This is a genomic window from Alphaproteobacteria bacterium (genome assembly GCA_023898725.1).
Classification (GTDB): domain Bacteria; phylum Pseudomonadota; class Alphaproteobacteria; order JAUHZC01; family JAUHZC01.
The window spans coordinates 354260-366473 of sequence record CP060236.1; the positions used below are offsets into that span (position 1 = coordinate 354260).

Annotated in this window: 10 protein-coding genes; 1 reads left to right on the plus strand and 9 read right to left on the minus strand. The window is 45.9% G+C overall.

From position 1 onward, the window contains the following. Positions 1–108: 108 nt before the first annotated feature. The 9 genes from H6849_01605 to H6849_01645 all read right to left on the minus strand — a co-directional run bounded on the left by H6849_01605 (position 109) and on the right by H6849_01645 (position 11351). A complete protein-coding gene (locus H6849_01605) occupies positions 109–690 on the minus strand; it encodes a DedA family protein (protein ID USO01720.1) in 582 nt (193 codons plus the stop codon). Between the two features lie 11 nt (positions 691–701). Next, complete coding sequence (gene mutL, locus H6849_01610; GenBank protein ID USO01721.1) at positions 702–2564, minus strand: DNA mismatch repair endonuclease MutL; 1863 nt, start codon at positions 2562–2564, stop codon at positions 702–704. Continuing rightward, a complete protein-coding gene (locus H6849_01615; GenBank protein USO01722.1) occupies positions 2564–3745 on the minus strand; it encodes a hypothetical protein in 1182 nt (393 codons plus the stop codon). The genes mutL and H6849_01615 overlap by 1 nt, the downstream gene beginning before the upstream one ends. Then, a complete protein-coding gene (locus H6849_01620; protein USO01723.1) occupies positions 3738–5123 on the minus strand; it encodes an insulinase family protein in 1386 nt (461 codons plus the stop codon). The genes H6849_01615 and H6849_01620 overlap by 8 nt, the downstream gene beginning before the upstream one ends. Beyond that, entirely contained in the window at positions 5120–6559 is a 1440-nt protein-coding gene (locus H6849_01625; protein USO01724.1) for an insulinase family protein, read from the minus strand. The genes H6849_01620 and H6849_01625 overlap by 4 nt, the downstream gene beginning before the upstream one ends. Positions 6560–6581: 22 nt before the next feature. Continuing rightward, positions 6582–6932: a DUF3035 domain-containing protein gene (locus H6849_01630; protein USO01725.1), complete on the minus strand. Its 351-nt coding sequence runs from the start codon at positions 6930–6932 to the stop codon at positions 6582–6584. Positions 6933–6953: 21 nt separating this feature from the next. Next, a complete protein-coding gene (lspA, locus tag H6849_01635; protein ID USO01726.1) occupies positions 6954–7421 on the minus strand; it encodes a signal peptidase II in 468 nt (155 codons plus the stop codon). Next, positions 7418–10222 carry an isoleucine--tRNA ligase gene (locus H6849_01640; GenBank protein ID USO01900.1) on the minus strand — a complete coding sequence of 935 codons (2805 nt, stop codon included), beginning with the start codon at positions 10220–10222 and terminating at the stop codon, positions 7418–7420. Before H6849_01640 ends, lspA begins: the two co-directional genes overlap by 4 nt. A gap of 70 nt (positions 10223–10292) precedes the next feature. Next, positions 10293–11351, minus strand: a complete 1059-nt coding sequence (locus tag H6849_01645) for a hypothetical protein (GenBank protein ID USO01727.1) — start codon at positions 11349–11351, stop codon at positions 10293–10295. Between the two features lie 228 nt (positions 11352–11579). Here H6849_01645 and H6849_01650 point away from each other — a divergent pair, with 228 nt between their 5' ends. Continuing rightward, on the plus strand, positions 11580–12209 hold the full coding sequence (locus tag H6849_01650; protein ID USO01728.1) for a TlpA family protein disulfide reductase: 630 nt from the start codon (positions 11580–11582) through the stop codon (positions 12207–12209). The last annotated feature ends 5 nt before the right edge of the window (positions 12210–12214 follow it).

The following is a 12214-nucleotide window of genomic DNA, read 5'->3' on the forward strand; positions in this document are numbered from 1 at the left end:
TTATAAAGAACAGGGACATTGTCAGGTCGTAAATTACACTCCCTTGATCACTCCATCAAGATAAAGGCTCCTCCCTATCAACCCAAGCAGACCTTAGGCTTTGATTCTTTAGTCCTTGTGTGTCCGCCAGTGCCATACAAACAAACCGCTAAACCCAACCAACAAGCCTAGGCCAATAATATATGTGAACCACTTTTGAGCCAATGCCAGCCCTGCTTCAATTTCCCCAGAAAAATAATACCCAATTGCATAGCCAGCACCACAACTCAGAACCGACCAAATCAATGCTGCTATAAGATTAATTAGACTAAAGCGCATAATAGATATACCACTAGCACCAATCATCAACGGGCTTACCGTGCGGATACCATAGACAAAACGAAAAAAGAAAATAAACGAGGTTTTATAGCGGTGCAACATTTTAAACGCCCGATCTCCCGCTGGTTTCAAGTGAGGCCAACGCAAAAATAAGCCTGGCCCGTACTTACGTCCCACAAAAAAGAGTATTTGGTCCGCAATAAGAGACCCCAAGAAAGCAATCAAAACAATAACAGGAAAACTCAGGTACTTTTTATAGGCTAGATACCCCGCGGTCAGAACAAAGCTTTCCCCCTCAACCAAGGAACCCAGAAAAAGAATGGCATACGCCACTTCAGGGCCATACGCCACAAACCGCTCTAATAAACTCACAGGAGAACCTCCTAACGCCTTCCAAATAATTTTTCTATATCATACTTGTGGAGTTTTACATAGGTGGGGCGCCCATGGTTACACTGCCCAGAGTAAGGAACTTCTTCCATTTGGCGCAAGAGAGCTTCCATTTCTTGTAAAGATAACCGCCTTCCGGCCCGGATACTCCCGTGGCAGGCAAAGGTACTGCATAAATCTTCGATTTTTTCTTTCAGTGCTAAAGGAGATCCATGAGCATCAATCTCATCACAAATATCTTTAATTAGTTGCTCTATCGATGCATCACGCAAAATACTAGGGATCTCTAGCACACGCACGTGCGTCGCATCTTCAACCCGAAAAATAAGCCCAAAACTTTCAAGGTCTTTTTGAAGAGCTTGAATATGACCACATGCCCGTTCATCGAGCTGTACAAGAATGGGTAAAAGCAAGAGCTGACGTTGCAACCCTTCTTTCTGATGACGCATTTTCATGCGCTCATAGACAAGCCTTTCATGAGCAGCATGCTGATCTACCATAATCAAATGATCAGGGGTTGCACTGATCACATATGTATCAAATATTTGCGCAATTGGTTTCCCAAGATACGAAACTTCCGACTGGCTGGCTGCTTCAGGCGTGTTTTGAGACTCTCGGCTGGATGGGGAACCTTCAAGCGGGCGATAGATAAATGTTTGCGCATCTCGAAGTGTTTCTGAAGAAACAGGAGATGCCGCAAACGTGTATGCTCCAGACGATGAGCGCACATTCGTGAAAGTTCGGGACTGGGGCAAAAAAGAAGATTGCATCATGGTGGTTGATGTTGGGTTTTCATCCACAGCTGAAAAAGCCCTTAACGCTTGATCCGCAACAACCGTTGATGCCCTATGGGCCCCTTGATCCAAAGCGCCCTGAACGCCCTTAAATAATATCTTTCGCACCAAGTTACTATCACGAAACCGCACTTCCGTTTTAGCTGGGTGCACATTCACGTCGACATCTTCTGCTGGGGCACACATAAATAAAACAGCAACAGGAAAGCGATTTCGCGCAAGATAGTCTTGATACGCCACGCGCAAAACGGATGGAAGCATTTTATCTTTTACAGGTCTTTTGTTGACAAAGAGATACTGCAGGTTTCCATTTGCACGATTAAAAGTCGGTAGACCAACAACACCTGTCAGTTTATAACCCGGACTTTCGTGCAAGACCGAAACGGCATTCTCCTGGAACTCACTTCCTAGAACATCAAACATACGGCCAATAGAAGCTTCTTCGGGATCTGAAAGATCAGAGGCTAAATACCGACACACTGTGCGTTTATCATCGATAAACGTAAAGGACACTCCCGGGTTACACAGAGCATACTTCTTCACCCCATCAACAATATGTTGGGTTTCTGTAACTGGTGTACGGAGAAATTTTAGGCGTGCCGGAACAGCAAAAAACAAGTCCCGCATAGTAACGACCGTTCCTACCGGCATCACCATAGGTGTAACTTCTGTCATTGCTCCGCCATCACACGTGGTTGTATACCCGGAATCACTATTGGCTGTGCGTGAAGATAGCTGAAGACGACTCACCGCCCCCATAGATGCAAGTGCCTCTCCGCGAAAACCAAAGCTATTAACAGCAAATAAATCGGCGTTCTCAAGTTTTGACGTTGCATGGCGTTCCAAAGCAAGCCCTAGCTGATCGTGAGGAATCCCTGCACCATTATCTTTCACTTGAATAAAGGCTTGTCCACCCTGGCGAATCATTATTTCAATAGCTGTTGCCCCTGCATCAAGACTGTTTTCAATCAATTCTTTAATTGCAGAAGCAGGGCGTTCAACAACCTCACCTGCGGCAATTTGGTTGACGAGATTTGTGGGTAAACGACGAATTATAGACATTAGCGTGCTTCCAGAATATTCCGCGTACGAATCTTAGCACCCTCAACAGCAGGTTGGTTATAGGGATTCACCCCTAAGTTTTTGGCTATCAAGACTACCTCCGCCATAAGTAATCCACACAGACGCCCCCACATAAAAGGGGTATCCTCCAGTGTCACGACACGTATAGGAAATCCTTTTTTTTCAAGTTCTTGAATAGTAGCCTCTTTCTCCGCATGAAACAATTCAGCAAGAGTTTTTTGCGACAAAAAAGCCAACTCCGGGTCATCCGACATCATAACTGGAAGATCCTGTTTTTGCTCTTCAGAACAAAAAAATGTAAAGTAGTTGACACGTGGCCCATCTAAATAAAGCTGTATTTGACTGTGTTGATCAACGATCCCACGCGATATACTTAGCTCGGTTCCCTTACCATCTTTACCGAGACTTTCTGACCACAGCTGCCGATACCAATAAGCCAAACTCCGGAGGCGATCTCCATAATACATACACACATGGTTGCTAATCGTGGCTTGCGCGGCTTGCAAAAAATGATGGGCCCCTGGAAGGTCATGAACGTTTACAAGGACCTCTTGGGCACCGGCACGAAATTGCGCCATGTCAAAATCTAATAATGCAGCAACAATGGCCCCCGTTGATGAGAAAAGGCTAAATCTCCCCCCAATCTCAGGATCGTGGGGAATAAAGTGGCACCCGTGTTTATGGGAAAACCGGCGAAGCGGTGTATCCACGTCTGTAGATAAAACGACGATATCTGCAACACCTTCGGGGTATCCCCTTTCATAATAAAGAGGAACGATACTCAAAAGTTGAGCGATTGTTTCGGGCGTATAGCCTGATTTGGATATTACCACAACACCCATGGATCGCGGATCAAAATCACGCAAAAAGCCCATCATTTGATCAGGATCGATGTTTTCAATAAATTGGATTGTCTCTTGAGCACTGCATGCTTGAATCACTTGACCACCAAGACTTGATCCGCCAACACCAAATATGATAAAGCGGCCATATTTTTCTTTTAAAGTATAGGCTGCCTCACGCACACAAGGATCAAAAGCGGCCAGTCTCTTGGCGCTCAGCATGATCAAATCCTCGGCACAAATAATATACGCAGGGTCGTTGTTTGTCACAACGCTCGCTGGGGAAAAACGGTGCATGCTGTGTGGTTTCTTATTCACCGGTCTTCGTTCCAGGAGAACCATGGATAAACACATGCATGCGGTCGGGGTGAATATATTTTTTTGACAACTCTTGCAGGGTACCAAGATCCAGTGTTTCAAGTTTATCATGACGATGATTCACATATGATTTGGATTTTCCCTGCAACCTATAGCCGTGCAAAACTCTTGCTGTATCATATGTGGTCGTAAAACCCATTACATGAGAATCTTGGGCTCTGCGAACACCTTCTAATAACTCGTCCGGCGTAATGCCCTGGGTATGAACCTGATGCAGAACATCCTTCACCACTTGCAAAGCTTCATAAACCTGATGGTTTGCTGTACTAAAAAGAACCCGTATATTGCCCGATTTTTCTTGGCGCACCGTGTAAGCATTGACAACATAAGCCAACCCCCGTCTTTCGCGAACCTCTTTCCACAGGCGTTTTTCTAAAATTCCCATAAGAATTTGAAGCCCAAGAGCATCTTTGTGTTTCAAGGGAATGCCAGGCATCACACCTACCACCGTACATTGAGGAACTTCTTCTGGTATAATATAAGGATCGCTTCCTACTGCCTCAGGGATCACCCAAGCATCACAAGCACTCACACTGCTTCGCTTGTGTGCAAAAGGAACCATGCGATCGAGATACTCTCCTGCTTTCTCAGCAGAAAGATTCCCCACAATAGTTGCGACCACGTTTGTTTGGGATAGGCTGTGCAGTTTTTCGACCAAATCCTGAGACGTAATGCGATGAATATCCTCTGGTGTATCAAAAACAAGACGTCCATAAGGATGGTCAGCATACAGTGTCTTCCGGATTAATTTACCCAATTGATACTGGGAGGAAGCTCTTTTCATAGCAATTTGGGCAAGTTCACGTTCCTTGATGATTGCCAAGTCATCCGCACCCAATCGTGGATTTTTCAATAAATCCTCTGCCACAAGAACAAGATCAGGAAAATCCTCCGCAAGAGCCGTTACAAACATTTCGTAGGTATCCAAACCCGCTGCAAAAGCAATTGATGCCCCCCGATCATCAAGAAATTCCCGTAACTGTTTTTCGTTACGTTTGTGCGAACCCTTCAGCAGCATACGCGCAAGAATATCACCTACCCCTACGTGTGAGGCAGGGTCATAGGCCACACCCCCTTGTTTAAAGGAAAGCACCACAGAAACAACAGGTGCCTTAGGATCATTCACATGCCAAAAAACTATTCCCTTTGGAGAAACATGCTTTTTTACATTAAGGTTAATGGTGCTTTTAGTATGGGCCTTATTATCTTCGCTATCCTGTGTCGATGCAAATGACGATCCTTGTTTCTCAAGGGGTTTATCATCAGAACACCCACCGAAAAGGAGGATAAAAATAAATAGCACAAGGTTTTGAATCATTGCGTAAGGCCTTTCACAAGAGTCCCCACTGGCACAAATGCAGGCAAGGGTTTGTTTTGTCTGGGTTCACGAGAAATACTCGGCCCTTCCTCACAAGGAAGGGCTTCGGCCGTCACAACGGCATGACGTGACCGCACAAACGTTTGAGCCAGGGCTTGAATATCTTCTATAGTCAGCGCTTGCAATACTTCAGGCCATGCATTAGCTTCTTCAAAGCTATACCCCAAAACCATGGCAGATCCCAGTTCCTCCGCACCATAAAAAGCACTGTCACTCTTTAAGCGCTGGGCGCGCAACAAGCGCCTCTTTGCTTCTTCAATGTTTTCTGCCTTTATTTTAGAGGGAAGTTCTTCAAAAAACATATCCCAAGCATGGGCTATTGCCTCACGAGTAATCTTTTCTTTGGGAGAAACACTACACAACACAGCGGGCTGAAGTTTAGTCGGAGACATCATTGCAATACTGACATGGGTGGCTATTTCTTTCTCACGGACAAAATACTCATAAGCATATCCAAGCGTATCGTGTGAAAGAAGATAGTCTAGCAACTCAAGACCAACAGCATCTTTAAAAGAGATTGTCTCATGTTTACCCATATCTAACAAAAATGCATAATAACAAGAACGCTTTTTGATGCGCGCATGGCAATTCACAAGGTGTGTTTTCAGTCCATGATGAGGGGGTTCAACAAGAGGAGCCAAGGAAATGTCTTCTTGGGGCACAAGGGAAGCATAGTACTGATCCACCAGATTTCGTGCATCCTTAAGCGTAATGTCACCAGCAAGAACGAGTATCATACGTTGCGGTGTATAAAACTGAGTATAAAAAGCCTGAGCATCCTCTAACGAAAGAGACTCCATCTCATGGCGCCAGCCAATTGTAGGACGACCATAGGGATGGTTCCAATAGAGAGAGGCAAAAATTCCTTCCAACAGCTGCTTCTCAGGGATATTATCCGTGCGCATGCTCCGTTCTTCAAGAATTACCTTGCGCTCTGAGGTCACGATAGGAAGAGTCAGGCGCAACCCTTGAAGGCGCGGAGCAATTAAGGACATTGCTCGCGGCAAATGGTGGCGGGGCAAGCGTTGATAATAAACTGTAAGATCAAAACCTGTAGCAGCATTGTGTTCAGCACCAAGAACGTCCATTTCTTTCATCACGGTATCTTCGGCCATCGTGAGACTCGCCCCTTTAAGCATAAGGTGCTCAAGAAAGTGGGCGATTCCAGACCTTCCTGGGGGGTCATCTTTTGTGCCCGCTTTTACCCAAAGAGCGCAGCTAACAACAGGTGCCTTGTGATTGGGAATTACTACAACTTGCAAACCATTAGGGAGGGTAAAACTCTGACCTTCGACCAGCTTGGCATTAACCGAAAAGGAACATAGAATAATCCAAAAAAAGGGTACTACTTTATGCAAATGGCCCAACAACATCATAATACACTCACAACCGTACGTGTTACTTAACAGAGTCCCCAAGTTTCTTGCGAACGTCTGGGTCTCTTGCGGAAGCATCTGCCTGATTTAGGAGATTTTTTTCAGACACAGAAAGTGTTGATGGAAGAGAACGCTTTTTCTCACCTCCATCTGCGCGCAACGTACGATAAGAAGCTTCCGGGTCTCCCGTTTTAGGAGGGTACAGCGTGTACAAATCTTTGGGTGTTGTTAGTGGTGGGCGCTCCATAAGCGTATGTTCGTCCGGAATGACTTTTTGGAGGCCAAGGGCTTTTTTCGTGCTGTCACACCCACCCAAGACACAAAGAGCCACAAGGGTATAAAAAATTGACGAAGATAGAGGCAAGTTTTTCATGAAATAATCGTATTTAACTCTTCACCTTTTACGAGATTTTGGACAAAAACGCAAGCTATCTATAAGGAGGCCAACGGCTCCAAGCGTAATCAGTGCATCCGCTACATTAAACGTCGGAAAGTGGTATCCCCCTAAATGGAAATCAAAAAAATCAAAAACTCCTCCCATTCGGACGCGATCCGCTATGTTTGAAAGCGCGCCACTCAAAACACAGACGTATGACCAGGCCGATAGAGAGCGCGTTTCTCGCCAAAAAATAAAAGCAAAAACCACCACAATGCAGGACGTCAATACCACGAGAGTCAGGGGTGAAAAATCAGCAAACATTCCAAAACTCACCCCCGCATTAACGACTCCCTTAATCGCGAAAAAAGGTGTTATCTGGAGAGTAGCAATTTCCATCTTCTGTACCACATATTTCGTATATTGATCGATCCCGAAGCCAATAAAAAGGGTTACAATCATCGCAATACGCATTGGTATGCTCATTCATCAATGTCCTTTAAAACATCTCGACATCGCTCACAAACAGGCCCAAGATCTGAAACAATAACGACCTCATCGAGCACCCGCCAACACCGCTCACACTTTCCACCCCGCGCACTATGGACAACAACCCCAATATCGCTAAATTCCCCCAAAGAAAAAGCTTCCGGAGGAATAGTTCCCTGCATTAAACCAACAGAAGAAACAATGGCTAACTCCGCCCAGAGGTTCTCCTTCAACGACACACTCCCCTTTGGTACGTAAAGATCCACATGGGCTTGTAAACTAGAGCCAATGGTTCCCTCACCGCGTGCCTTTTCAAGGGCACCCGTCATCACACGGCGAATCTCACGAATGGTCGCGATGCGTTTATCCAGACGAGGATTCTGCCAACCCTCACAAAGAGCATGCAATTCCTCCAGATGGATACTGGGTGCCCCTGGGTACAGGTGCCCCCACGCTTCTTGAGTTGTGGACACAAGAACAGGAGCAAGCCACCGCAAAAGATTATCAAGCACGTGATGCATTACATAGCGACACGCACGACGCTTGGGCGATGATTGCTTATCGCAGTACAAACTATCTTTGCGCACATCAAAGTAAAACGACGATAAGTCCGTTGTACAAAAGTTATGTATCGCAGCATAAAGATTCAGAAAATCAAAAGTCTCAAACCCTTTTTTGGCTTCTTCATTAAGTGTCCACACCCTATGCAGGACCCACTTTTCTAAATCGGGAAGATCATCGTACGCCACACTATCTTCGGGTGAATACGCATGCAAGGCACCCAGCAGATATCGAATTGTATTCCGGAAGCGTCGATAGATATCTTTTTGATGGTTCAAAATCTCACGACCAAAAGTCACATCATCGGAAACGTCACTCCCAACAACCCATAACCGCACCATCTCAATACCCATTTCATCTGCTATACCAAGGGGAGACAGGGCATTTTTATCAGACTTAGACATTTTTTGATGCTTTTCATCCAAAATAAATCCATGGGTCAGCACAGACCGATAGGGAGCTTGACCTTTGGTTGCCACACCAATAAGGAGCGAAGATTGAAACCATCCACGATGCTGATCAGAACCCTCAACATAGAGGTCTGCAGGCCACGCAAGGTCCTTGCGTGCCTGTAAAACATAGGCATGACTTGAACCCGATTCAAACCACACATCCAAAATATCATAGACAGGCTCATAATCTGCGTGGTCATAGTCCGTTCCCAGAAAACGACGTGCATCACCTGAAAACCAAACACCACAACCCTTTTGGGCTACCTCTTTCACAATGCGTGCATGAACCTTTTTGTCCCGCAAAACCTCTCCTGTGTGAGTATTCACAAAAACAGTAAGGGGAACTCCCCACATCCGCTGGCGCGTGATACACCAGTCTGGTCGTCCCGACACCATACTTCCAATGCGCTTTTCACCGCTTTCGGGGATCCAGGAAACAGTCTTAATGGTCTGAAGAGCTTCCTGGCGTATTCCTGAACGATCAAGCTCAATAAACCACTGAGGAGTCGCTCGATAAATAAGAGGAGCCTTTGAGCGCCATGAGTGCGGGTAACTGTGGACAACTTTTGACGCTCCCAACAGGGTATTTTTGTCACGCAGGAAGGTGATAATTTCTGAATCAACCTTAAAAATATGCTTGCCCGCAAAAATAGGAACCTGATCTGTGTATATGCCATCCTCAGTCACTGTCTCTGGGACATCCAAACCATGGGCCCGCCCCAGCTGAAAATCATCCGGCCCATGGCTAGGGGCTGTATGGACAAAACCAGTGCCTGCTTCTGTGGTCACATACGTAGCCGGCAAAAGCGGCACATTAAAGGCATATCGGTCATCACAAAAAGGGTGCTGACAGATAGATGCCGCAAATGCTGATCCCTTAAGATGTTTTATTGTCTCATATTTTTCAATACCAACTTGTGTGCAAAAAGACGCACATAAATCCGCCGCAATCAAAAATTCCGTATTTAACGGGACAATACTCCGCTCGCCCACAACCTGTGCGCGAATACACACATATTTGATGTCTGCATTGTAAGCAATCGCTCTATTAGCCGGTATGGTCCAGGGAGTTGTGGTCCAAATAACGACGTTTTTTCCAACAAGATTTGCATCAGGGGCTTGCGTAATAGGAAAGCTCACATAAATAGAAGACGATGTGCGTTCATGATATTCCACTTCAGCCTCAGCCAACGCCGTTTTTTCCACAACCGACCACATGACCGGGCGAAAACCCCGATAAAGGCTTCCCTTCAAAAGAAAGTCACCCAAGTTTTCGAGAATAGCCGCCTCACTTTGGGGGTTCATTGTTGTGTAGGCGTTTCCCCAGTCCGCCATGAGCCCTAAGCGCTTGAGTTCGTCACGCTGTACATCGATCCAATGCTGAGCAAACGCCGCACACTCTTTGCGAAAATCTTCTGGAGAAACCTCGGCTTTGTCTTTTCCAGCCTCCCTGTATTTCTCCTCAATTTTCCACTCAATGGGAAGGCCGTGACAGTCCCAACCAGGCACAACAGGAACATCCTTGCCAAGTAATGATTGGCCCCGCACGATCACATCTTTTAAAATACGATTGAGCGCATGCCCCATATGAATATGACCATTTGCAAAAGGGGGGCCCTCATGCAGAATGTATTTTTTTCGTCCCTTGCGTAGTTTGCGCAATTTTTCATAGACATGGGTATTTTCAAGTTCCGCAAAAATTTCACGCTCCCGTGTCGGAAGACTCCCGCGCATAGGGAAATCTGTTTTAGGAAGAAACACTGTATCTTTAAGAAGTTTTGTCATATTTTTGTTCTGAACCTTATTCACAAAGTTACCGCAGTCTACTCTTTTTTGACACCAATCAACAGGAGGGTCAACGAGGTGTCTCTTGATTGTGTTTGCCAACAAAGGAAGCCACAGCCATCGCCCCTGACCAACGCAAGTTGTCAAGCGCCACCCACAACTGAAGTCGATTGGGGTAGTTGGGATTCATGCGGCGACGCCCCACGTAAATAAAATCATCACCCGCAACATCCATATGCGTTGCAAAATCGGCGTGGGCACTATCATGCCCAGCAACAACACACACACCCTGGGTGCGCGCCGCCCCAAGAATACTTTTGGTCAGTGGTTCCGCAAAGGTCACATGTAAGCTAATACCCACCCCCACAAACGCAGGAACAAGAACCCGTGTAATATCAATTGGAATTTGGCGCTTATAAAACTTACACAGCTGAAGGCGCACAAGCTCCTCCAGGGATGTTTCGGCACCAGCACGGTGGAGATTTCCCACACAAGGAAGCGTATTAAACGCCATTGTTTTTGGGAAGTGCACCACAGGTGATGGCGCATTCATCAACGCATCTTTGGTTTGTTGCATAAGCTCAGCCATACCCTTATGTCCCTCAACAGAAACACCCTCATAGCTAGAAAGAGTGATACTTGTTAGCGTATGTGTTTTATTCAGATAACGCAGGGCATGCACAACACCCGAAACAAGTGGATTAGCAACCGCAGTGATCTTTTTGGTCTGCCATTCTTTTTCTTCTGATACATAAGGAACAAGAAGAGGAACATTAGGATCCAAAGAAAAGTAACCACTTGTGTCCAAAATTCTCCCACTGAATCTTGCAAGATATGGCTTGGCAATGACCGTTTTACCCTCAGACAAGCAGTTGATTATTGTAGACACGCGACCAAAGTCTACCTTATCAAGGGTCACACAACCGATATCAGCCTCTTCCCCATAGGTTACACGGGCTTGAGAGCGCCTACCAGAGTGTATCGCCACGATCTGTGACACAGGAACACCCGCATCACAAAGACTTTGGAGAACAGCTTTTCCAACACTGCCGCTTGCCCCTAAAACGGCAATTTGCGCCACAGCCGACATGAGGGAGTCCGGGTTTTCTGAGGGACCTTTAGGCATCACTTGCCTCCACTGGATATGTGTTGGGATATGAATCAGGTTCTGGGGGTCGCAACACACCCACTTTTCCGCAACCAGAAAACAGGAGATTCACAAAAACAAGAGATATGAAAAAAAACAATCGACACATAAAAGGATAGCTACTCAATTCTGTTTGCTGTGATAGTGTTATATGTTACCTACGGTTATAGACATTCTATGAAAATATTCAAGCTCAAGAGAGGGCAGCATATGATATACAATTCCTGCACGCACCTGCACAAGAAAGCAATCCTTGTGATCTTCACGCTATGCCTAAGCCCTTTGATGGCCTTAAGCCCCATCGATCGTTTCCAGCTCAGTGATCAAGGAAAAGCCGCCGATGCCACGATGCATAAGCTCGATGGAAAGAAAACACAACTCTCGCACTACAAAGGGAAATATGTTCTGCTGACATTTTGGGCTACGTGGTGCCGGGCGTGCGTTTTTGAAATGCCCTCACTTGAAAAGCTGGCACAACAATTTAAACATGATAATATTGCTTTTGTGGCAATAACACGTCCCTATCCCTCACAGACCACCCAAATGGTGCAAGCATACCGCCGCACCAATGGGCTCATGTCCCTTGATTTTACAGAAGATAGCAGCACTAAAGAAACGCCTGCCCGCCTTCATGCTGCTTTCAATATCACAAGTTTACCAACAGCGATTCTTCTTGATCCCCGAGGACACATTATTGGCCGTCTTGATGGGGCTGTTCAGTGGGACCACAAAGACTTTATCCGTTTTTTTCAGGAGCTTATTGATGGAAAAGTAAAACCAAACCATTCGCCGTCCAAAAGTCCATCCCTATGGGACTCTTTTGTCGGTTTTTTTCGTTAAAAAAA